General features: G+C 30.6%; 21 protein-coding genes. 17 read left to right on the top strand and 4 right to left on the bottom strand.

Features of this window, described 5'->3' with window-relative positions; translation table 11 throughout:
- Positions 1–14 precede the first annotated feature (14 nt).
- Positions 15–995, top strand: a complete 981-nt coding sequence (locus KAR67_RS03085) for a capsular polysaccharide synthesis protein (protein WP_002814732.1) — start codon at positions 15–17, stop codon at positions 993–995.
- On the opposite strand, the gene KAR67_RS03080 is transcribed toward KAR67_RS03085, so the two are convergent.
- From KAR67_RS03080 to waaC, 4 genes are read right to left on the bottom strand one after another with little or no spacing between them, the layout of a single operon-like run.
- Positions 988–2,145, bottom strand: coding sequence for a glycosyltransferase family A protein (locus tag KAR67_RS03080; RefSeq protein WP_057040220.1), 1,158 nt, complete (start codon positions 2,143–2,145; stop codon positions 988–990). The two genes, KAR67_RS03085 and KAR67_RS03080, sit on opposite strands and share 8 nt — an antisense overlap.
- Position 2,146: 1 nt before the next feature.
- Positions 2,147–3,694 (bottom strand): glycosyltransferase, encoded by a 1,548-nt coding sequence (locus KAR67_RS03075; protein ID WP_192801055.1) that lies wholly within the window; start codon positions 3,692–3,694, stop codon positions 2,147–2,149.
- Positions 3,691–4,578 carry a lipid A biosynthesis lauroyl acyltransferase gene (locus tag KAR67_RS03070; RefSeq protein ID WP_002777219.1) on the bottom strand — a complete coding sequence of 296 codons (888 nt, stop codon included), beginning with the start codon at positions 4,576–4,578 and terminating at the stop codon, positions 3,691–3,693. The genes KAR67_RS03075 and KAR67_RS03070 overlap by 4 nt, the downstream gene beginning before the upstream one ends.
- Positions 4,571–5,599: a lipopolysaccharide heptosyltransferase I gene (waaC, locus tag KAR67_RS03065; protein WP_002787741.1), complete on the bottom strand. Its 1,029-nt coding sequence runs from the start codon at positions 5,597–5,599 to the stop codon at positions 4,571–4,573. Before waaC ends, KAR67_RS03070 begins: the two co-directional genes overlap by 8 nt.
- A 64-nt stretch (positions 5,600–5,663) precedes the next feature.
- On the opposite strand from waaC, the gene KAR67_RS03060 reads away from it, so the two are divergent.
- The 16 genes from KAR67_RS03060 to KAR67_RS02985 all read left to right on the top strand — a co-directional run bounded on the left by KAR67_RS03060 (position 5,664) and on the right by KAR67_RS02985 (position 23,850).
- Positions 5,664–6,455: a 3'-5' exonuclease gene (locus KAR67_RS03060; protein ID WP_031263840.1), complete on the top strand. Its 792-nt coding sequence runs from the start codon at positions 5,664–5,666 to the stop codon at positions 6,453–6,455.
- A gap of 56 nt (positions 6,456–6,511) precedes the next feature.
- Positions 6,512–7,492 (top strand): UDP-glucose 4-epimerase GalE, encoded by a 981-nt coding sequence (galE, locus tag KAR67_RS03055; RefSeq protein ID WP_139865541.1) that lies wholly within the window; start codon positions 6,512–6,514, stop codon positions 7,490–7,492.
- Complete coding sequence (locus tag KAR67_RS03050) at positions 7,492–9,192, top strand: ATP-binding cassette domain-containing protein (RefSeq protein ID WP_192801054.1); 1,701 nt, start codon at positions 7,492–7,494, stop codon at positions 9,190–9,192. The genes galE and KAR67_RS03050 overlap by 1 nt, the downstream gene beginning before the upstream one ends.
- On the top strand, positions 9,189–10,265 hold the full coding sequence (locus tag KAR67_RS03045) for a glycosyltransferase (protein WP_002787737.1): 1,077 nt from the start codon (positions 9,189–9,191) through the stop codon (positions 10,263–10,265). The genes KAR67_RS03050 and KAR67_RS03045 overlap by 4 nt, the downstream gene beginning before the upstream one ends.
- Positions 10,258–11,187 carry a glycosyltransferase family 2 protein gene (locus KAR67_RS03040; protein WP_002777213.1) on the top strand — a complete coding sequence of 310 codons (930 nt, stop codon included), beginning with the start codon at positions 10,258–10,260 and terminating at the stop codon, positions 11,185–11,187. Before KAR67_RS03045 ends, KAR67_RS03040 begins: the two co-directional genes overlap by 8 nt.
- Entirely contained in the window at positions 11,175–12,272 is a 1,098-nt protein-coding gene (locus tag KAR67_RS03035; RefSeq protein WP_002786294.1) for a glycosyltransferase, read from the top strand. Before KAR67_RS03040 ends, KAR67_RS03035 begins: the two co-directional genes overlap by 13 nt.
- Positions 12,273–12,275: 3 nt before the next feature.
- Positions 12,276–14,420 (top strand): STT3 domain-containing protein, encoded by a 2,145-nt coding sequence (locus tag KAR67_RS03030; protein ID WP_002787735.1) that lies wholly within the window; start codon positions 12,276–12,278, stop codon positions 14,418–14,420.
- A gap of 11 nt (positions 14,421–14,431) precedes the next feature.
- Positions 14,432–15,562: a N,N'-diacetylbacillosaminyl-diphospho-undecaprenol alpha-1,3-N-acetylgalactosaminyltransferase gene (gene pglA, locus KAR67_RS03025; protein WP_002777209.1), complete on the top strand. Its 1,131-nt coding sequence runs from the start codon at positions 14,432–14,434 to the stop codon at positions 15,560–15,562.
- Positions 15,555–16,157, top strand: coding sequence for an undecaprenyl phosphate N,N'-diacetylbacillosamine 1-phosphate transferase (gene pglC, locus KAR67_RS03020; RefSeq protein ID WP_002777206.1), 603 nt, complete (start codon positions 15,555–15,557; stop codon positions 16,155–16,157). The genes pglA and pglC overlap by 8 nt, the downstream gene beginning before the upstream one ends.
- Positions 16,144–16,731 (top strand): UDP-N-acetylbacillosamine N-acetyltransferase, encoded by a 588-nt coding sequence (pglD, locus tag KAR67_RS03015; protein ID WP_002780649.1) that lies wholly within the window; start codon positions 16,144–16,146, stop codon positions 16,729–16,731. Before pglC ends, pglD begins: the two co-directional genes overlap by 14 nt.
- Before the next feature lie 154 nt (positions 16,732–16,885).
- Positions 16,886–18,046 (top strand): UDP-N-acetylbacillosamine transaminase, encoded by a 1,161-nt coding sequence (gene pglE, locus KAR67_RS03010; RefSeq protein ID WP_002777202.1) that lies wholly within the window; start codon positions 16,886–16,888, stop codon positions 18,044–18,046.
- 2 nt (positions 18,047–18,048) lie between these two features.
- Positions 18,049–19,821 (top strand): UDP-N-acetylglucosamine 4,6-dehydratase (configuration-retaining), encoded by a 1,773-nt coding sequence (gene pglF / locus KAR67_RS03005; RefSeq protein WP_002777199.1) that lies wholly within the window; start codon positions 18,049–18,051, stop codon positions 19,819–19,821.
- Positions 19,822–20,035: 214 nt separating this feature from the next.
- Positions 20,036–20,428, top strand: a complete 393-nt coding sequence (locus KAR67_RS03000) for a chemotaxis response regulator CheY (protein WP_002777196.1) — start codon at positions 20,036–20,038, stop codon at positions 20,426–20,428.
- 13 nt (positions 20,429–20,441) lie between these two features.
- The gene (locus KAR67_RS02995) at positions 20,442–21,290 is read left to right on the top strand and encodes a 50S ribosomal protein L11 methyltransferase (protein ID WP_002777195.1); all 849 of its coding nucleotides are present in this window, start codon (positions 20,442–20,444) and stop codon (positions 21,288–21,290) included.
- Positions 21,290–23,236 (top strand): ATP-dependent zinc metalloprotease FtsH, encoded by a 1,947-nt coding sequence (gene ftsH / locus KAR67_RS02990; RefSeq protein ID WP_002780655.1) that lies wholly within the window; start codon positions 21,290–21,292, stop codon positions 23,234–23,236. Before KAR67_RS02995 ends, ftsH begins: the two co-directional genes overlap by 1 nt.
- Entirely contained in the window at positions 23,236–23,850 is a 615-nt protein-coding gene (locus KAR67_RS02985; protein WP_002790132.1) for a phosphatidylserine decarboxylase, read from the top strand. The genes ftsH and KAR67_RS02985 overlap by 1 nt, the downstream gene beginning before the upstream one ends.
- The last annotated feature ends 7 nt before the right edge of the window (positions 23,851–23,857 follow it).

Raw genomic sequence — 23,857 nt, 5'->3', positions numbered from 1 at the left:
AAAGGTTTAAAACTATGAATTTATACAACAATACAACATATAAGTTGAGCAATCTAATCCCTATAAAACCTTTAAGAAGAAAATTAAGAGCTCATATAGCTTACAAAATAGAGCATCCAAAAGTAAGTAAATATTTAAATGAAAATTATATACAACCCTTTTTAAAAGGTGAAATTGCTCCATTTATTTTTAAAAAAAAGCAAGATTTTAAAGATGATAAAATCATATGGCAACTATGGTTTCAAGGTGAAGAAAATGCAAGTGATATGATAAGACAATGTTTTAAATCAGTGCAAAGACAAATGGGAGATGAATATAAGATTATTATTTTAAACGAAGAAAATATAAAAGATTATTTAGATTTCCCAGATTTTGTATTAGAAAAAATCAAACAAAAAACTTTTGGAGAAAAAACTATAGTATTTTTTTCTGATCTTTTAAGAGTGTCTTTGCTAGCAACTTACGGTGGAATTTGGTGTGATGCGAGCATATTTTTAAGTGATAAAATTCCACTAAATTTAAGAGCAAGGGAATTTTTTGCTTTTGAAAGGGCAAGAAATAGACCTAGTAGAGAAAAATTAAAAAGAATTATAAAAAGTCCATATTTTTCTTATGGTTATTTTAATTGGAATGAAGATTTTATGGTTAAAATGCTTAGTAGTTTTATAATTGCTAAGAGCAATTCCCATTTTATTTCAGCATTGCGAGATATTTTAATAAATTATTGGCAAAAAGAAAAAAATATAACCAATCATTATTATTTTGTATTGCATGTTATATTCGAGCTTTTAAAAAAGTATGGTTATTCAAACAATACTTATAAAAATATGAGTGATATAGAATGCCATTTATTGCAATTTTATGCCAAAAATAAATTTGATAGTAAGCTTTGGCAAGAGATTCAACAACAAAGTTTTTTACACAAGCTTACGCATTTTAGGACTATTAAAAAAGATTCCATGATAGATAAAATTATTATACAAGGAATTAACTAAAGATATTTTTTATTTTCTGAAGGATTTTCCAAGCATCGTAGGGTAAAATATTTTTTACAAAGGGCTTGATTTTATCCAGTTCATTTTTAAGATTTAAAGGATCTTTATTAACTTTTTTAAATTTTAATGCTTTTTTGGCATAAAACGGTAGAAAGATTTCTTTTATAGCCTTGCTGTTTTCATTTTCTTTTTTACCTTGAAAAAAGTCTATAAGTTTTAAAACAGTAATTACCCTACTTGCTAGTCTTAAATATTCTTTAGCTGACTTCGCATCTTCATCAAAAGCTTCATAAATATTTTTAAAATAATGAGAAATGTTAGCCTTTGTTACTTTTTTATCATGGTTTGAAATACTATTTGATCTAAGTAAGCATTTATAAAGTCTTTTTGGTAGAACATAAATCTTATTGGCGCTTGCAAAAAGAATCATACCAAAATGTATATCTTCATTGATGATATAATTTACAAATTTAAGTTTAATTTTCTTTAAAAAATTAAAATCAATCATCCCACCCCAACTAAAAGAAATATCTCTTGACCCAACCTCTAAAGCTCTTTTAGCATAATCTTTTGGGTTTATAATGCATTCTTCTTTATAGGAGAAAATTTGCATTCTTGTTTTTTGTCCTTTATCTTCAATACCTTTTTCATAAACACACAGATGATCAAACCATAATATATCAATATCTTGCATTCGTTTGACACATTCTTCAATGCAGTTTAATTCCCAAGAATTATCAGAATCTAAGAAAATTAAATAATCAATATCAGGAGCTTCTAGATTTTTTTCTATAAAAGTATTTTTATTTTTGTAAATTTTATAAACATTTTGCGGATTTTCATTTGCAACGGTAAAGGTGTAAAAACCATCAATTTCATTTGAAAAATGAGTTTCATACTCTTTGTAAAAGAATTCTATCCCTGTGTTTCTAGCTGAACTTAGTCCCCCATTTTCTTTATCAAATAAAGTAATTCTTTTGTCTTTTAAGGCATATTCCTTAGCTATATTCAATGAATTCTCATCGGTGCTACCATCATTTACAAGTATAATTTCTAAATTAACATAAGTTTGATTGATGACGCTTTCTAAGCATTTTCTTAAGTATTTTTCTACATTATAGATAGGGATTACTATGCCTACAGTTTTCATATTATCTCCAAGTCGCTTTTTTATTTTTTATAGTATCTAGATAAATTTGATGATTGCTTTCTAGCATATTTTTGCTATTTTCTTCATGATATATATGATAAGCTAAAGCATTAAATTTAAGGCGTCTAAATAAGCCATTATTAAATAAAAATCTAGCTACAAACTCACTATCTTCTCTACCCCAACCAACAAATTTTTCATTAAATCCCTCAATGGCTTCAAAATCACTTTTATAAAAGCTCATATTGCAAGTTTTGCTACCTTTTACAAGATATGATTTTTTAAAAAAATTCTTATTAGTTTTTGAAAAATTATAGATCAGGCAAGCTAAAAAATCATTCTTTTTATTTTTTAATTTTTTTTTGTTGAAGGCTAGTTTAAAATCATTACCTTTTAAAATCTCTTTACTTTCATTTTCGTCTAAAATAGTTCTAGAACCTTGTAAGATAGTTTTTAATCTAGCAAAATTTAAATGATCGGCGATAAAGCTTTTTTCCAAAATCATATCCCCATCGATTAAAATAATATATTCGCTATTTGAAGCATTGATGGCTTTATTGCGACTTGCTGCAGCACGAAAGCCCTTATCTTCTTGCCAAATATGTTTTAATACACAAGGAAAATTTTTTTGATATTCTTGTATAAGTTTTGCTGTATCTTCTTTACTTCCATCATCTGCTATTAAAACCTCATTAGGCAAAGGATTTAAATTTTTTACACTATCGAGTACTAAAGCAAGGCGTTTGGGTTGATTATAAGTTGTGATGATTAGGGCACAAGTTTTTGGTTTTTGCTTTTTTAGCTCATATAGTTTCATATATTTAAAAAAAGCTCCCAAACCATTACATACACTTATGATAAAGCCTTTATATCCGTAAAAAATTCCTTTTTTTAAAACATAATTTCTAAAAAAAGTCCAAAACCCACGCACCAAAGCCTTGCAAATTCCACTTTCTTTGTGTAAATTTTGCAAAGCCCAAAGCTTGGAGTATTTTTGAAGTTTGTCAAGCAAGTCATCAATACTTTCAAAAGCAAAATGCTTTAGTCCATTTTTAAGATAAACCTTTTGAGTATTTGGATGTAAGATTAAGCTTTCATGGACTAAATTTTCATTAAATTTTGTATGTTTTTTATTAAACACTCTTAAAACATGATCAGGCCACCAGCCACAAGCTTTTATCCATTCTCCTTTGTAAAGGTTTTTGCGCGTTAAAGCTAGGATATTTTGCTCTTTAAATTCAAGTTTTTTTAATTCTTCTTTGGCTTCGTTTTCTAAAATCTCATCCGCATCTATGTTTAAAATCCATTCATTTTTAGTATGGCTTAAAGCAAGATTTTTTAAAGCTCCAAAGCCTATAAATTTGCTTTCGTAAATGTATAAATGCGTAAAATCTTTTTGAAATTCTTTGGCAATTTTTAAGGTATCATCGGTGCTTTCATTGTTTAAAAGTATGATTTCTCCAAATTCTTTTAAAGAATTTAAACATTCAAAGAGGGTATTTTGAGCATTTTTAACTATGATGATAACGCTTATTTTTTCAAGATTCATTTGATACCTTTGTAAAGTTTTTCATCATAGCTTGCAAAACGACGATGAAAGAAAAAATACTCATCAGGCTTAAATTGGATCATTTCTTCACAAGTTTTTGCTTGGTATTTTGTAAGTTCTTCTAGGCTAGAGTTTAAAGGATCAAGGGTTTTGAAAAATTTAATGTGAAATTTTTCATCCTCTCCTTGATAAATATAAGCAGGTATGATCAAAGCCCCTGTTTTTTTGGCTAAGATGCTAGCTCCTGCTTGATAATTTACTCTTTTACCAAAAAAATCAAGCCTAACCCCTTCATTATCGGTGCAATTTTGATCTGTAAGTATGCCAAGTGCACGCTTGTTTTTAATAGCACTTAACATTTTTCTAAGTCCACCTTTTTTATCGATAAGTTCTATGTCAAATTGAGTGCGATTTTTAGCTAAAAGTTCGGTCATTCTTTGACTTTTGAGTTGTTTACCCACTATGGAAATCGCTCCAAATTTAGCAGCATAAGCAAGACTTAAAAGCTCCCAATTTCCATAATGAGCAGTAGCGAAAATCACCCCTTTTTGCTCCTTTAAGGCTTGGGTTAAAATTTCTTCATTGTCAAAGACGACTTTAGCTAAAATTTTTTCTTTACTTGTGTTTTGGTTTTTAATGCAATCTAATCCAAATTTGGCAAAATTATTATAAATTTTAAAAGCAAGTTCTTTTCTTTCATTTTCATCTTTATAGGGAAAGCAAAGTTTTAAATTTATATCTATGATTTTTCTATGTTTTTTATCGAGTTTAAAAACGATCTTTGAAACACAAAAAGCAAGGAAATTTAAAATAAAATGAGGCATAGTATAGACTAAAAATTTAAGTATATAATAAGCACTAAGGTAAAGATAATCTTTATTCATCTCCGAAAAGTTCCTTGACAAGTTTTAAGATATCCTCTTCTTCGATAGTACTTATACAAAAGTCGCTTTTATCAAGATGTTTTGCATTTGTGATTTTTTTACCTGTATCGATAATTTTATTGATATTGGTTTTAAAAGCATTGCGGTAGCTTGGCGTTGCACCAAAGATGGTTATAGAAGGCCTATTTAAAGCAAAAGCTAGATGCGTTGGGCCGCTATCATTTCCTATGATTAAATCCATGGATTTTGTAAAAACTATCAATTCTTCAAGACTAAATTTAGGAGCTATTTCTATATTGTCTTGACTTATAGCGCCTAGCTCTATGACTTCTTTAGCAAATTCATATTCTTTAAGATTGCCCCAGCCTAAGAAAATTTTTATTTCAGGAAATTCTTTGATGATGAGTTTGCAAAGTAGTGCAAGCTTGGTTTTAGGATAGATTTTATTTTCTTCACTTGATCCCACATGGATGAGTATGTTTTTTTTATTTTTTGTAAGTTGCATTTTTTCGCTTAAGAGTTGTTTTAATTTTTCATCCACGCTAAAAACATCTTCTTTAAAAGCTAGATCTTTAGGATCAAAATACTTATTCAGCATGAAAGAAGTTAGACCCAGATATCTTACAAAAACATTTTCATTATAATCTATGTTTAATTTTTGGTTGTAAAAATTATGCGCAAAGCTTTCTTTAAGGCTGTTTTTATCAAAACCAAAATTATTTCTACTTAAAATTCTACTCACAATAGCCGATTTTACAAGCCCTTGAAGATCCATAACCGCATTATAATTATTTTTTCTAGCCTCTAAAAGTATTTTTAAACTTTGAATGATTTTTTTGTCCTTTAGAGGCAAAGCATAAAGTTTATCGATTAGGGGATGATTTTTGAGTATGCCTTCAAATTTTTCATCCACAAACCAATGAATTTCTATATCTTTTTTAAATTTTTTGATAAATTGTAAAACCACAGCACTTTGGATAATATCCCCAAGGGCTGATAAACGAATGATTGCTATTTTCATTAAAACCTAAAATTTTTAAATTTTTGCTATGATTTTAGCAAAATTATTTGAAAAAAGGTTAAAAATGATGAAAAATGAAGGTTATATTTGCATTTTTGATTGTGAAAGCATCCCAGATACGGATTTAATTCACAAAACTTTGGCTTTTGAAGGAGAAGATTTAGAAGTAAGCTTAAAAGCGCTAGAGTGGCAAAAAGAGCAAAGCGGAAGTGAGTTTTTACCCTTGCCTTATCATAAGATCGTAAGCATTTGCGCAGTTATTAGCGATCATTATGGAAAATTTATAAAAGTAAATAAAATCGATGGAGAAAATGAAAAAGAAATGATCCATAATTTTTTTGCTTTCATTGAAAAATACGAGCCAAAATTAGTCAGTTTTAATGGTAAAAATTATGATATGCCTTTACTTGTTTTAAGGGCTTTAAAATACAATATCAAAGCGGCTAATTATCTTGATACACAAAGTGATAAGTGGAATAATTATAAAACTAGATTTTCAGAATTAAAACATTGTGATTTGTTTGAAAGTTTTGGTTCGACAAGGGGTTTAAAGCTTGATACGATTTGTGCTATGGCAGATTTACCAGGTAAATACGATGTGCATGGCGATGAGGTGATGAAGCTTTATTATGAAGATAAGATTGAAAAAATTCACGAGTATTGCGAAAGTGATGTTTTAAACACCTATATGCTTTTTTTAAAATACGAATTGATCAAGGGTAATGTAAGCGATGAGGATTATGCTTATTTTTTAAATTCTATGAGTGAATTTTTAAAAGCAAAAAAAGCAAATCGTGCCTATGTGGAAATTTTTTGTAAAGCTTGTGAAAATGAAATTTCTAAGATGAAAATTTAATCGTTAAAATAAATATATTAAAATTGATTTTTAATTTTAAATCATCGAGGTAAAAAATGAAAATTCTTATTAGTGGTGGTGCAGGTTACATCGGCTCTCATACTTTAAGGCAGTTTTTAAAAACAAATCATGAAATTTGCGTTTTAGATAATCTTTCTAAGGGTTCTAAAATTGCTATTGATGATTTGCAAAATATAAGAGAATTTAAATTTTTTGAGCAAGATTTAAGTGATTTTGAAGGCGTAAAAGCACTTTTTGAAAGGGAAAAATTTGATGCAGTGGTGCATTTTGCAGCGAGTATTGAAGTGTTTGAAAGCATGCAAAATCCTTTAAAATACTATATGAATAACACGATTAATACAACCAATTTAATCCAAACTTGTATCCAAACAGGGGTGGGTAAATTTATCTTTTCTTCTACAGCAGCTACTTATGGCGAACCTACAACCCCTGTTGTAAGCGAGAATAGTCCTTTAGCACCTATCAATCCTTATGGACGCAGCAAGCTTATGAGTGAAGAGGTTTTGCGTGATGCAAATATGGCTCATCCTGAATTTAAATACTGTATTTTAAGATATTTTAATGTTGCAGGTGCTTGTATGGATTATAAATTAGGACAGCGCTATCCTAAAGCGACTTTGCTTATCAAAGTAGCAGCAGAATGCGCAGCAGGAAAACGCGATAAGCTTTTTATATTTGGTGATGATTATGATACAAAAGATGGCACTTGTATAAGAGATTTTATCCATGTAGATGATATTTCAAGTGCTCATTTGGCGGCATTGGATTATCTAGAAAATAATGAAAGCAATATTTTTAATGTGGGCTATGGTCATGGTTTTAGTGTAAAAGAGGTTATTGATGCGATGAAAAGAGTAAGTGGGGTGGATTTTAAAGTCGAGCTTGCCCCACGCCGTGCAGGTGATCCTTCAGTTTTGATTTCTGATGCAAGCAAGATTAGAAATCTTACTTCTTGGCAGCCTAAATTTGATGATTTGGATCTTATTTGCAAATCTGCATTTGATTGGGAAAAGTAGTGCTAAAAAAAATATTTTTTATTTTGAGTAAAGAGGATAAAAAATTTTTATTCTCTTTACTGCTTTTTTCGGTTTTTATTTCTTTTATAGAAAGTTTTGCTATTTCTTTAGTGATGCCTTTTATTACTTTGGCTAGTGATTTTTCTTATTTTGATCGAAATAAGTATTTAATCCAGCTTAAAGACTATCTTGCTTTACCTGTTTTTGAGATTATAGTTTATTTTGGTGTTGTGCTTATTGTCTTTTATGTTTTGCGCGCTTTGTTAAATAGTTATTATTTTCACCTCTTAGCCCGCTTTTCAAAGGGTAGGTATCATGCTATCGCTTATAAAGTTTTTGCAAAATTTTTAAATACAGATTATGAAAATTTTACTCAAAAAAATCAATCCGAAATTCTAAAGTCTATTACCGGAGAAGTTTACAATCTAAGCACTATGATTTCATCATTTTTGCTGATGATGAGTGAAATTTTTGTCGTGCTTTTACTTTACACTCTCATGCTTTTAGTAAATTATAAAATCACTTTATTTTTAAGTCTTTTTATGATTATAAATGCTTTTATCTTGATCAAAGTTCTTAGTCCTATCGTTAAAAAAGCAGGTCTTAAACGCGAAGAAGCGATGAAGAATTTTTTTGAAATTCTTAATACAAATTTAAATAATTTTAAATTAATAAAGCTCAAAACCAAAGAAGATGGCGTTTTAAATCTTTTTAAAACTCAAAGCGAGATTTTTGCTAAGGCAAATATCACCAATGAAAGCGTAAGTGCCATGCCAAGAATTTATCTTGAAGGGGTTGGCTTTTGTGTACTTGTTTTTATAGTGGTTTTTTTAGTATTTAAAAATCAAAGCGATATATCCGGAATTTTAGCGACTGTTTCCATTTTTGTTTTAGCGCTTTATCGCTTGATGCCAAGTGCAAATCGTATCATTACAAGCTATCATGATTTACTTTATTATCGCTCTTCTTTAGATATTATTTATCAAATTTTAAAGCAAAAAGAAGAGAGTTTGGGTGAAGAAAAAATTGATTTTGATAAAGAATTAAGACTAGAAAATTTAAGTTTTGGATATAAAGACAAAAAGAATTTATTTACTTGTTTAAATTTAAGTATAAAAAAAGGCGAAAAGATCGCATTTATAGGAGAAAGTGGTTGTGGAAAAAGCACTTTAGTGGATATAATCATAGGACTTTTAAGTCCTAGAGAGGGTAGGGTGCTTGTAGATAAAAATGAATTAAATATGAAAAATGTTAAGAATTATCGCCAAAAAATAGGTTATATCCCGCAAAATATCTATCTTTTTAATGACAGCATTGCTAAAAATATCAGCTTTGGAGATGAAGTAGATGAAGAAAAACTTCAAAGGGTGATTAAGCAAGCTAATTTAGAACATTTTGTGAAAAATTTACCCCAAGGAGTACAAACAAAAGTAGGCGATGGTGGGAGTAATTTAAGCGGTGGACAAAAGCAACGTATAGCCATCGCAAGAGCTTTGTACCTAGATCCTGAAATTCTAGTTCTTGATGAGGCTACTTCTGCGCTTGATACTGAAAGCGAAGCAAGGATTATGGATGAAATTTATAAGATTTCTAAAGACAAAACCATGATTATTATTGCGCACCGTCTTTCAACCATCACGCGTTGTGATAGCATCTATCGTTTAGAACATGGCAAACTTTTTAAGGAGGATAAAAAGTGAAAATAACTTTTATCATAGCCACTTTAAATTCAGGAGGTGCTGAGCGTGTTTTAGCGACTTTAGCAAATGCGCTTTGCACTCAGCATGAAGTAAGTATCATCAAATTTCATGTGGGCGATTCTTTTTATAAACTTGAAGAAAATATCAAACTTATAACTTTAGAGCAATTTAGATTTGACACTTTATATCATAAAATCGCAAGCCGTTTTAAAAAATATCTGGCATTAAGAAAAGCTTTAAAAGAAAATGAAAGCGATGTTTTTATCTCTTTTTTAGATACGACAAATATTGCTTGTATTTTTGCTAAGATAGGATTAAAAACCCCATTAATCATAAGCGAACATAGTAATGAAGCTTATTTAAAATCTAAAATTTGGCGTTTTTTAAGACGCTTGAGTTATCCTTTTTGCGATGCTTTGACCGTGCTTGGAAGTAGTGATAAAATTTATTATGAAAAATTTGTAAAAAGGGTAAAACTTTTGCCTAATCCTTGTCATTTTAGCACAGAAATTTCTTTAAATGAGCATTTTGAAAAAGAAAATTTGGTACTTTTTATAGGTCGTTTAGATCAAAATAAAAACCCTCAAATGTTTTTAAAAGCCATAGTGCATTTAGATAAAAAATTGCAAGAGGATTATGAATTTGTTGTGGCTGGTGATGGGGAATTAAGACAAGAGCTTGAATATAAGGCAAAATCTTTAGGCATAAGAGTGAAGTTTTTAGGGCGTGTTGAAAATGTAAAAGCGCTCTATGAAAAGGCTAAAGTACTTTGTCTTTGTTCTTTTGTTGAGGGTTTGCCAACGGTTTTGATCGAGAGTTTGTATTTTGAAGTGTGTAGAATTTCAACTTCTTATTATAATGGAGCTAAGGACTTAATTAACGATAATAAGGATGGATTTTTAGTGGGTTGTGATGATGAAATAGCTTTGGCTAGAAAGCTTGAGCTTGTATTAAAAGATGAGCAACTAAGAAAAAATATCGTTATAAATGCTAAAAAAAGATGTGAAGATTTTGAAATTTCTCATATTAAAAAGCAATGGCTTGAGCTTATTGATGAGGTTAAAAATGCCTAAACTTTCTGTTATAGTTCCTACTTTTAATCGTTCTTCATTACTTCAAAAGGCAGTTCAGAGTATCTTAAATCAAGACTTTAAAGACTTAGAAATCATTATAAGCGATGATAATTCTAGTGATGATACTAAAAGCGTTGTAGAGAATTTGCAAAAAAGTGATAAACGCATTAAGTATTTTTTAAATCAAAACTACAAACAAGGCCCTAATGGCAATAAAAACAATGGCTTGGATAAAGCAAGTGGTGAATTTATAACCTTTTTAGATGATGATGATGAGCTTTTACCCTATGCTTTGGGTGTTTTAATGCAAAAAGTAGATGAGGGTTATTCTCATGTTTTTGGAAATTGCCTTATAGAAAAAGAAGGAATTTTAAGTGATGAGTTTAGCGGTAGAGGTTTGCAAAAAGAGGATGAAATTTCTAAGAAAGATTTTTTAATGCAGCGTTTTAGTGGGGAATTTTTTTCTGTTTTTAAGGCTTCTTTGCTTAAAAATAAGCGTTTTAACGAGGAATTTTATGGCAACGAAGCCACGCTTTGGGTGAATTTATACGAAGAAAAAAGTTTTTATATCCATAAAGCTTTTAGAATTTATCGTGTTTTTAGAAAAGATAGTGTCACGCTAGGAGCGAGTAAAAATGCTCATAGGGTGCATTTGGGGTATTTAGAGCTTGCGAAAATTTTAGAAAATGAGTTAAAAGCTTCTGGGGATGATGATTATAGAAAAACTTGTGCGAGTTATTATAAAATGGCAGCGTATTATGCAAAATTAAGTGCAAATTATAAAGCACTTTATCATTGTTTGTTTAAAAGTTTGAGCATTAAAATCAATGCTCCTGCTTTGATATTACTTACTTTAAGTATAATTCCAAGTAAAATGATTGAAAAACTATCAAAAATTCGGGTGGCTTTATGCAAAAATTAGCGATTTTTATTTATTCTTTAGGAAGTGGGGGTGCTGAAAGAGTAGTGGCAACTTTACTTCCGATTTTAAGTTTGAAATTTGAAGTGCATTTGATTTTAATGAATGATAAAATTTCTTATGAAATTTCTGAATGCAAAATCCATTTTTTAGAGCGTTCAAAACCTAGTGAAAATCCTATTTTAAAATTTTTAAAACTTCCTTTTTTAGCTTTAAAATATAAAAAACTTTGCCAAAAATTAAATATCGATACAGAATTTGTTTTTTTAAATAGGCCTAATTATATTGCATTGATGGCAAAAATATTTGGCAACAAAACTCGCCTTGTAATCAACGAATGTACCACTCCAAGCGTGATGTATGCTAAAAACAATTTCAATTCTTTAGCCAATAAACTTTTGATTACTTTGCTTTACCCAAGGGCTGATTTGATTTTGCCTAATTCTAAGGGAAATTTAGAAGATTTATTGTGTAATTTTAAAATTGACAAAGCAAAATGTGAAATTTTATACAATGCTATAGATTTGGAAAAAATAGAACAAAAAGCACTTGAAGATATAAGCTTAAAGGATAAATTTATTTTAAGCGTGGGAAGGCTTGATGAGGGTAAAAATCATGCCTTGCTTATCCGTGCTTATGCGAGATTAAAAACAGATTTAAAGCTTGTGATTTTAGGCGAGGGAGTGCTAAAAGATGAGCTTTTGGCTTTGATTAAAGACTTGAATTTAGAAGATAAAGTTTTGCTTTTGGGCTTTGATAATAATCCTTACAAATATATGTCTAAGTGTGAATTTTTTGCTTTTGCTTCTGTGTTTGAGGGTTTTTCAAATGTTTTAATCGAAAGTCTAGCTTGTGACTGTGCGGTGGTTTGCACTGATCATAGAAGTGGTGCAAGAGAGCTTTTTGGAGATGATGAATTTGGACTTTTAGTAGAAGTAAATAATGAAAATTCTATGTTTATGGGCTTAAAAACAATGCTCGAGGATGAAAATTTAAGAAAAGCTTATAAGAAAAAGGCCAAGGATAGGGCTCTTGATTTTGATAAAGCAAAAATCGCACGCAATGCTTTAAAATATTTATTAGGATAAGATATGTTAAAAAAAGAATACTTTAAAAACCCAACTTTTATTTTATTGGCTTTTATAATTTTAGCGTATGTCTTTAGTGTTTTATGTAGGTTTTATTGGATTTTTTGGGCAAGTGAGTTTAATGAATATTTTTTCAATAACGAGCTTATGATTATCTCAAATGATGGATATGCTTTTGCAGAGGGTGCAAGAGATATGATAGCGGGTTTTCATCAACCTAATGATTTGAGTTATTATGGTTCTTCGCTTTCAACGCTCACATATTGGTTTTATAAAATAACTCCTTTTTCTTTAGAAAGCATTTTTATATATATCAGTACTTTTTTATCTTCTTTGGTGGTTATACCTTTGATTTTGATTGCTAATGAATACAAACGCCCTTTAATGGGGTTTGTTGCAGCATTGCTAGCCAGTATAGCTAATAGCTATTATAATCGCACGATGAGCGGATATTATGATACTGATATGCTTGTTATAGTTCTTGCAATGATGATAGTTTTCTTTATGATAAGGCTGATTTTGAAAAAAGATTTATTATCTTTAATAACACTGCCTTTGTTTGTAGGAATTTATCTTTGGTGGTATCCATCAAGCTATACTTTAAATGTTGCTTTACTAGGACTTTTCTTTATTTATACCTTGGTTTTTCATATAAAAGAAAAAACGATTTATATGGCTATTATCCTAGCTTCTATCACACTTTCAAATATAGCTTGGTTTTATCAAAGCGCCATCATTGTCATACTTTTTAGTCTTTTTGTTTTGCAAAATAAGCGTTTTAGCTTTGCTTTGCTTGGAATTTTAGGTTTGGCAACTTTGGTATTTTTGATACTAAGCGGTGGAATTGATCCTATACTCTATCAACTTAAATTTTATATTTTTAGAAGCGATGAGAGTGCAAATTTGGCTCAAGGTTTTATGTATTTTAATGTAAATCAAACCATACAAGAGGTAGAAAGTATAGATTTAAGTATTTTTATGCAAAGGATTAGCGGAAGCGAGCTTGTATTTTTTGTATCTTTAATCGGCTTTATTTTCCTTGTTAGAAAACATAAAAGTATGATTTTGGCTTTGCCGATGTTAGCTTTAGGATTTTTAGCACTTAAGAGTGGACTTCGTTTTACTATTTATGCAGTACCTGTTTTAGCACTTGGATTTGGTTTTTTAATGAGTCTTTTGCAAGAAAGAAAACAAAAAAACAATAATACCTATTGGTGGGCCAATATAGGCGTTTTTATTTTTACTTTTTTAAGTTTAATTCCTATGTTCTATCATATCAACAATTATAAAGCACCAACTGTTTTTTCTCAAAATGAGGCTACGAAATTAGATGAGCTTAAAAAAATTGCACAAAGAGAAGATTATGTAGTAACTTGGTGGGATTATGGATATCCTATTAGGTATTACAGCGATGTCAAAACTTTGGCTGATGGGGGTAAGCATTTAGGCAAGGATAATTTTTTCCCATCTTTTGTTCTAAGTAAAGATCAAGTGGCTGCTGCAAATATGGCAAGACTTAGTGTAGAATACACAGAAAAAAGTTTTTACGCCCCTTTAAATGATATTTTAAAAAATGATCTTTTACAAGCCATGATGAAAGATTATAATCAAAATAATGTGGATTTGTTTTTAGCTTCGCTTTCCAAGCCTGATTTTAAAATCAATACGCCAAAAACACGCGATGTGTATATCTATATGCCAGCTAGAATGTCTTTGATTTTTTCAACTGTGGCTAGTTTTTCTTTTGTGGATTTGGAGACAGGTGAGATAAATAAACCTTTTACTTTTAGTGCAGCTTATCCACTTGATGTTAAAAATGGAGAAATTTATCTTAGCAATGGTATTGCATTAAGTGATGATTTTAGAAGTTTTAAAATAAATAATAGTACTATATCCGTAAATAGTATCATAGAGATTAATTCTATCAAACAAGGTGAATATAAAATCACTCCTATTGATGATATGGCTCAATTTTATATTTTTTATCTTAAAGATAGCACCATACCTTATGCTCAGTTTATTTTAATGGATAAAACTATGTTTAATAGTGCTTATGTGCAAATGTTTTTCCTTGGAAATTATGATAAAAATTTGTATGATTTAGTGATTAATGCTAGAGATGCAAAAGTTTTTAAACTCAAAATTTAAAGGTTTTTACAATGAGAGTAGGCTTTTTAACTCACGCAGGAGCAAGTATATATCATTTTAGATTGCCTATAATTAAAGCTTTGATTGCAAGAGGAGATGAGGTTTTTGTCATAGTGCCACAAGATGAATATACCGAAAAATTAAAGGCTTTAAATTTAAATATCGTTGTTTATGAGCTTTCAAGAGCGAGTTTAAATCCTTTAATTGTTTTTAAAAATTTTTTACATCTTAAAAATGTTTTAAAAAACTTAAATTTGGATCTTTTGCAAAGTGGAGCTCATAAGAGCAATACCTTTGGTTTAATAGCTGCAAAATATGCCAAAATTCCTTATAAAATCGGTCTTGTTGAGGGACTTGGATCTTTTTATATAGACAAGGGTTTTAAAGCAAATTTAGTGCGTTTTGTTATCAATACTCTTTATAAACTTAGTTTTAAAATCGCTGATTCTTTCATCTTTGTAAATCAAGCTAATGCGGATTTTATGCGAAATTTAGGACTTAAGGAAAATAAAATTTGCGTGATTAAATCCGTGGGTATCAATCTTAAAAAATTCTTTCCTATGAGAGTGGAGCAAGAAGCTAAAAAAGCTTTTTGGCAAAATTTAAAAATTGATGAAAAGCCTATTGTTTTGATGATAGCTAGGGCTTTGTGGCATAAAGGTGTAAAAGAATTTTATGAAAGTGCAGAGTATTTAAAAGATAGGGCAAATTTTGTTTTAGTGGGCGGAAGAGATGATAATCCTTCTTGTGCGAGTTTGGAATTTTTAAATTCAGGCAAGGTTTTTTATTTGGGTGCTAGAAGTGATATAGTGGAACTTTTGCAAAATTGCGATATCTTTGTTTTGCCAAGCTATAAAGAAGGATTTCCAGTAAGTGTTTTAGAGGCGAAAGCTTGTGGCAAAGTTATTGTAGTAAGTGATTGTGAGGGTTGTGTTGAGGCAATTTCAAATGCTTATGATGGGCTTTGGGCTAAGACCAAAGATAGTAAAGATTTAATAGAAAAAATACAAGTTTTATTAGAAGATGAAAGTTTAAGAATCAATCTAGGTAAAAATGCAGCTAAGGATGCTTTACAATACGATGAAAATGTTATCGCGCAGCGTTATTTAGAACTTTATGATAGGGTGATTAAAAATGTATGAGAAATGGATAAAAAGAATTTTTGATTTTGTTTTGGCTTTGTTTCTTTTGGTGCTTTTTTCGCCTCTTATTTTAATCACTGCTTTGCTTTTAAAAATAACTCAAGGTAGTGTGATTTTTACTCAAAATCGTCCAGGTTTAAATGAAAAAATTTTTAAAATTTATAAATTTAAAACCATGAGTGATGAAAGAGATGAAAAGGGCGAGCTCTTAAGTGATGAGTTGCGTTTGAAGGCTTTTGGGAAGATTGTTAGAAGTTTAAGCTTAGATGAGCTTTTACAGCTTTTTAATGTATTAAAGGGTGATATGAGTTTTGTGGGTCCAAGACCTCTTTTAGTAGAATACTTACCCCTTTACAATGAAGAGCAAAAACTCCGCCATAAAGTGCGTCCTGGTATCACAGGATGGGCACAGGTAAATGGTAGAAATGCGATTTCTTGGCAAAAAAAATTTGAACTTGATGTGTATTATGTAAAAAATATTTCTTTTCTACTAGATTTAAAAATCATGTTCTTAACAGCCTTAAAGGTTTTAAAAAGAAGCGGAGTAAGCAAAGAAGGTCATGTTACAACGGAGAAATTTAATGGCAAGAACTGAAAAAATTTACATTTATGGTGCGAGCGGACATGGGCTTGTTTGTGCTGATGTCGCTACGAATTTGGGCTATAAAGAATGTATTTTTTTAGATGATTTTAAGGGTAAAAAATTTGAAAGCTCTTTGCCAAAATATGATATTTTCATAGCTATTGGAAATAATGAAATAAGAAAAAAGCTTTTTAACCAAATTTCAGACAGTGGCTTTAAGATCGTAAATCTTATCCACAAAAGTGCGATTATTAGCCAAAGTGCGGATATAGCAGAAGATGCTGGAATTTTAATAATGCCTTATGTGGTAGTAAATGCAAAAGCAAAAATCAAAAAAGGCGTGATTTTAAATACTTCAAGCGTGATAGAGCATGAATGTGAGGTGGGTGAGTTTTCCCATATAAGCGTTGGGGCTAAGTGTGCAGGAAATGTCAAAATTGGCAAAAATTGTTTTTTAGGGATTAATTCTTGTGTTTTGCCAAATTTAAGTTTGGCAGATGATAGCATTTTAGGGGGTGGGGCGACTTTAGTGAAAAGTCAAAGCGAAAAGGGTGTTTTTGTGGGAGTGCCTGCAAAAAGAATGTAGATATTTTAATCCTTAAAAAATTACTTTTAATCTTAAGATATAATAAAAATAAGCTTTGATTGCAAAAGAATTTTTAATGTTTGATACTTAGTAAATTATTTTAGATAAAATACATCATCTTAGTAAAATCACTGTTTATAATAAAGGATAAAAAATGAGGTTTTTTCTTTCTCCTCCGCACATGGGTGGCAATGAGTTAAAATATATAGAAGAAGTATTTAAAAGCAATTATATAGCTCCTTTGGGCGAATTTGTAAATCGTTTTGAAGAAAGTGTTAAAGATTACGCTCAATGCGAAAATGCTTTGGCGCTAAATTCAGCTACGGCCGCTTTGCACTTGGCTTTAAGAGTAGCAGGAGTGGAGCAAGATGATATTGTTTTAGCTTCATCTTTTACTTTTATTGCTTCAGTGGCTCCTATTTGCTATCTTAAGGCAAAACCTGTTTTTATTGATTGTGATGAGACTTTTAATATAGATATTGATCTGTTAAAGCTTGCTATTAAAGAGAGCGAAAAAAAACCAAAAGCCTTGATTTTAACTCATCTTTATGGCAATGCGGCCAAAATGGATGAGATCGTCCAAATTTGCGAAAAAGAAAATATTATTTTAATCGAAGATGCCGCCGAGGCTTTGGGAAGTTTTTACAAGGGTAGGGCTTTAGGAACTTTTGGAGAATTTGGAGCTTATTCTTATAATGGAAATAAAATCATCACCACTTCAGGCGGTGGTATGCTTATAGGTAAAGATAAGCAAAAAATCGAAAGAGCGAGATTTTACAGCACTCAGGCAAGGGAAAATTGTTTGCATTATGAACATTTAGATTATGGTTATAATTACCGCTTGAGTAATGTTTTAGGCGCTATTGGCGTGGCGCAAATGGAAGTTTTAGAACAAAGAGTGCTAAAAAAAAGAGAAATTTATGAGTGGTATAAAGAATTTTTAGGTGATAGTTTTGTCTTTTTAGATGAGCTTGAAAATTCAAGAAGCAATCGCTGGTTAAGCACGGCTTTGATTGATTTTGATAAAAACGAAATGAATGCTTATCAAAAATGTATAGAAATTTCGCAAAAAGACTTGATTTTGCATCCAAAAATTTCAAAACTTATAACAGATTTGCAAAAAGAGCAAATTGAAACACGCCCACTTTGGAAAGCTATGCATACTCAAGAGGTTTTCAAAGGTGCCAAGGCTTATGTAAATGGCAATAGTGAGTTATTCTTTAAAAAAGGGATATGCTTGCCAAGTGGCACAGCGATGAGTAAAGACAATGTGCGTGAAATTTCAGAACTTATTATCAAGAGCGTAAAGGCTTGATGATGGATTTTTATAAAAGCAAAAGGCTGATTTTTTTCTTATGTTTTGATGCATTTTTGTTTATACTCTCTATATTTTTAGCTTTTTCTTTGCGTTTTAGCGGGGAAATTCCTAGTATTTTTTATGAGGGTATGATTAAAGCGGGACTTATTTTACTGGTTTTAAAAATAGCTTTTTTATTTATTTTTAGAATTTATAAGGTGGCATGGCGGTTTTTTTCCTTAAGTGAAGCAAGAAAGATATTTTTTGCTTTGGTTTTGGCTGAAATTTGTTTTTTGTTGATTTTTTATTTTTACGATGATTTTTTCAATCCTTTCCCGCGTTCGGTTATAGGTATTGATCTTATTCTTTCTTATATGTTTGTAGGCACTTTAAGAATTTCTAAAAGAATGCTTATAGACTTTAAGCCTTCCCGCGCAAAAGAAGAAGAAACTCCTTGTATAGTGGTGGGTGCTACTTCAAAGGCTTTGCATTTGCTAAAGGGAGCAAAGGAAGGCTCTTTGGGTCTTTTTCCTGTGGGTGTTGTAGATGCTAGAAGAGAGCTTATAGGAACATATTGCGATAAATTTATCGTTGAAGATAAAAGTAAAATTAAAGATTATGTCAATGAAGGTGTTAAAACTGCTATTATAGCTTTAAAACTAGATCAAGCTGAGCTTAAAGCTTTGTTTGAAGAGCTTATTGCTTATGGAATCAGTGATGTTAAGATTTTTTCTTTTACAAGAAATGAAGCAAGAGATATCAGCATAGAAGATTTGCTTGCTAGAAAACCTAAAGATTTAGATGATAGTGCTGTGGCTTCATTTTTAAAAGATAAAGTAGTTTTGGTAAGTGGCGCAGGCGGAACTATAGGAAGTGAGCTTTGTAAGCAGTGTATTAAATTTGGTGCAAAACATCTTATAATGCTTGATCATAGCGAATTTAATCTTTATAAGATTAATGAAGATTTAAGCTTATATAAAGAAAAAATTACCCCTGTTTTGCTTAGTATTTTAGACGAGCAAAGTTTAGATGAGATTATTAAGGAGTATAAGCCTGAATTGATCTTGCATGCAGCTGCTTATAAGCATGTGCCTCTTTGTGAGCAAAATCCGCATTCTGCTGTGCTTAATAATATCGTAGGTACTAAAACTCTATGCGATGTAGCTAAAAAAAATAAAGTAAAAAAATTTGTTATGATAAGTACAGATAAGGCGGTACGTCCAACAAATATCATGGGATGCACTAAAAGAGTATGTGAGCTTTATACCTTAAATTCGAGTGATGAAAATTTTGAAGTTTCTTGTGTGCGCTTTGGAAATGTTTTAGGATCAAGTGGAAGTGTGATACCTAAATTTAAAGCTCAAATTGCAAATAATGAGCCATTAACCTTAACTCACCCTGATATAGTGCGTTATTTTATGCTAGTAAGTGAAGCAGTGCAGCTTGTTTTGCAAGCTGGAGCTATCGCAAAAGGAGGTGAGCTTTTTGTGCTGGATATGGGCGAGCCGGTTAAGATTATGGACTTGGCTAAAAAAATGCTTATTCTATCCAACCGAGAAGACTTAGAGATAAAAATCACAGGTTTAAGACGTGGAGAAAAGCTTTTTGAAGAATTGCTAATCGATGAGAATGATGCAAAGACAGAATATGAGAGTATTTTTGTTGCTAAAAATGAAAAGATGGATATTCAAATTTTAAATGATTATATTAAAAAATTGCAAGATTGCCAAAATATAGCTGAAATTTTAAAAGAAATAGTTCCTGAATTTAATCATAATAAAGATGGTAATTAATATTATTTTAATATATTAAAGTTTGATTTTACTGAAATTCTTTATGAAATTTTGGATTAAAAAATTAAAAAACAATCATTTTTATAAAAAAAATTAAACAAAAATATAGTAAAAAATGCTATAATTCACTTTTAAAATTTTTTAGAAACTTGATTAATAAGGCTAAAAAGGATACAATATATAAAATTTATGAAAATTTTGAAAGGACGAAATTGTGAAATTGTTAGTTGTTGATGACAGTTCTACTATGAGAAGGATTATAAAAAATACCCTAACAAGACTCGGACATAATGATGTTCTTGAAGCTGAACATGGAGTTGAAGCTTGGGATTTACTTGAAAAAAACGAAGATATTAAAATTCTAATTACTGATTGGAATATGCCTGAGATGAATGGCTTAGAGCTTGTTAAAAAAGTAAGAGCAGAAAAAAAATATGAAGATATGCCTATTATTATGGTTACTACCGAAGGGGGCAAGGCTGAGGTGATTACTGCCTTAAAAGCAGGGGTAAACAATTATATAGTTAAGCCTTTTACTCCACAAGTATTAAAAGAAAAACTTGAAGATGTTTTAGGTACCGGCAACGGAGACTCTGAAGCTGAGTAATTTTTAATAATTAATGCAAAAATTTTATTATGAACTGTTTCTTGAAATTCAAGAGCAGTATAAAAATTTATTTCTTGATTTTGTTTTCGATTTGGGTGTAGACGCTATAGAAGAAAAAGATAATGGTATTTATATACGCTCGGAAGAAAATTTAGAAGAGCTTGCTTGGGCAATTGAAATTTTTGCCCAAAAATTAAGTCAAAGATTCAATTTAAAAGAAAATATTATACTTCATAAAAGCATTGAAAAAAAAGAAAATAAAGACTGGGTGGAAGAATATAAAAAAGGAATAAAGCCCATTTTAATTGATAATATTTATATTCATACTACTTGGCAAGAAGAAAAAGAAAATTATCTTAATATTAAAATCAATCCTGCTTTAGCTTTTGGTTCTGGGCATCATGAAAGCACTTATGGCTGTGTAAAATTTCTACAAAAATTTGCTAAAAATAATTCAAGATCTTTAGATATAGGCTGTGGAAGCGGTATCTTAGCCATTGTTATGGCAAAATTAGGATGCAAAGTTGAAATTTGCGATACTGATGATTTGGCTATTGAAAGTGCCTTAGACAATGCAAAGTTAAATAATGTAAATTTCGCACAAGCTTGGCATGGTTCTGTAGATAAGGCAGAGGGATTATATGATTTGGTGGTTGCAAATATAATTGCTGATGTGATTTTGATTTTAGAAAAAGATATTAAAAAGCATTTAGAAGATAATGCTATACTTATCTTATCTGGAATTTTGGATAAGTATAAAACAAGAGTAAAAGAAAAATTTCAGGATTTAGAGCTTATTGATGAAATGCAAATTAATGAATGGTGCTCTTTGGTATATAAAAATAAAACAAAGGAAAAATGATGAATAATAACAACAATGCTCCTAATAATAAGGGTAATCCGCAGGGCAATAACTTTTTCAACAAGAATCCAATTTTTATTTTTGCGATTTTTGCTATTGTTATGATAATTGTCTTTAAGGGATTTTTTGATGGCAATGGATCTTTAGGTGGTGCTTTAAATGGAACTGAGGTTAGCAAAAATGTACCTTATTCTGAACTCAAAAAACTTATTGAAAGTGGACAGATCAATCAAGTAAGTATAGGACAAACTACTATAAAAGCAGTTTCTAGTGCTCAAAATACAGTCTATACTACTAAAAAAGTTAATGATCCTGAATTTGTAAGCTTGCTTGATAGTAAGAATATTGCTTATGGAGCTTATTCTGAAACAAATTGGTTTACAGATATTTTATTTTCTTGGGTTTTGCCTATATTTATTTTCTTTGGAATTTGGATGTTTTTGGCAAGTCGTATGCAAAAAAACATGGGAAGTTCTATACTTGGTATAGGCAGCTCTAAAAAACTTGTAAATTCAGAAAAACCAAAAGTTAAATTTAACGATGTTGCGGGCGTAGAAGAGGCAAAAGAAGAAGTTAAGGAAATAGTAGATTTTTTAAAATATCCAGAAAGATACATTAAGCTTGGTGCAAAAATTCCAAAAGGTTTATTGCTTGTAGGACCTCCGGGCACAGGAAAAACATTATTAGCAAAAGCAGTAGCGGGTGAAGCTGATGTGCCATTTTTTAGCGTTTCGGGTTCATCTTTTATAGAAATGTTTGTGGGTGTGGGTGCTTCTCGTGTGAGGGATTTATTTGAAAATGCAAAAAAAGAAGCTCCTGCTATTGTTTTTATCGATGAAATTGATGCCATAGGTAAAAGTCGTGCCGCAAGCGGTATGATGGGTGGCAATGATGAAAGAGAACAAACTTTAAATCAGCTTTTAGCTGAAATGGATGGTTTTGGGACTGAAAGTTCTCCAGTAATTGTTTTAGCAGCTACTAATAGACCTGAAGTTTTGGATGCGGCCCTTTTAAGACCGGGAAGGTTTGATCGTCAAGTTTTGGTTGATAAGCCTGATTTTAAAGGTAGATGTGATATTTTAAAAGTGCATATGAAAGATGTGAAAATTTCTCCAAAGGTTAAAGTAGAAGATATAGCGCGTTTAACCGCAGGGCTTGCGGGAGCTGATCTTGCAAATATTATCAATGAAGCAGCGCTTTTAGCAGGTAGGGATTCGAAAAAATATGTAGAACAAAATGATCTTGTAGAAGCTGTTGAAAGAGCTATAGCTGGCCTTGAAAAGAAATCACGTCGCATTAACGACAAAGAGAAGAAAATCATTACTTATCACGAATGTGGACATGCTTTAATTGCTGAAACTACAAAGGGTGCAAAACGCGTTAGTAAGGTTTCTGTGATTCCTAGAGGGCTTGCTGCACTTGGTTATACACTCAATACGCCTGAAGAAAATAAATTTTTAATGCAAAAGCATGAGCTTATTGCCGAAGTTGATGTGCTTTTGGGCGGGCGTGCTGCAGAAGAGGTATTTATAGGCGAAATTTCTACCGGTGCAAGCAATGACCTTGAAAGAGCAACAGATATTATCAAGGCTATGATTTCAATGTATGGTATGAGTGAAATTGCAGGCTTGATGGTGCTTGAAAAGCAAAGAAATACTTTTTTAACAGGTGGCCAAACTATAAAAGATTATTCTGAAAAAATGGCTGAATCTTTAGATGATTATGTTAAAAAGACTTTGGATGAGCGTTATAAAGATGTTAAAGACACTTTAAATACTTATAAGGGTGCGATTGAAACCATGGTTGCAGCACTTTATGAAGAAGAAACCATAGAAGGTGCTAAGGTAAGAGATATTATCAAAAGTTATGAAAATGAAAACAATCTTCCTACGCGTTTGCAGGAAATAAACGAAGAACATAAAGAAGAAAGCAAACAAGCAGAGTAATGGGAAAATATATTACTAAAGAAGGACATTGGTTTATAGCTATAGTTTTTATCTTATTTGTTATTTGTTGGATATTTTATAGCTTTTCTGTCCTTCTTTTTTTATTTTTATTGGTACTTTTGTTTATTTTTAGAATCCCAAATCGTGTAAGGGTATGCAATGATAGTAAGGCTATATTATCACCTATTGATGGCAGGATAACTAGAATAGAAAATACATTTGATAAATATTTAGGTGAAAGTGTTGAAATAAGCATTAAAAATGCTTTTTATGATGCTGGAGCTTTTTACACTCCTTTTAAAATGGATATTAATGATATTGCGCTAAAGCATGGACTTTTTTTATGCAGCGAATTAAAAAGCGCTAGAATAATGAATGAAAATGTAAGTATTTTTGCTTCAAGTAACGGATCTAATGTTGTTTTACGGATATATGCAGGCTCTTTTGATAGAAAATTGAAGCTTGATAATTTATCTCATAGCTTGACAGTTGGAGATAAAATGGGTTTTTTAATTAATGGAACCATAAGTATTTTATTGCCAAGAGATACACGAATTCATGTAGGACTTGGAGACGAGTTAAAATCAGGTTCTTTATTAGGCTACTTAGCTTAAGGATAAA

This window comes from Campylobacter sp. JH32 (assembly GCF_017846535.1).
GTDB lineage: Bacteria > Campylobacterota > Campylobacteria > Campylobacterales > Campylobacteraceae > Campylobacter_D > Campylobacter_D coli.
This window is presented reverse-complemented; position numbering and strand designations above follow the sequence as displayed.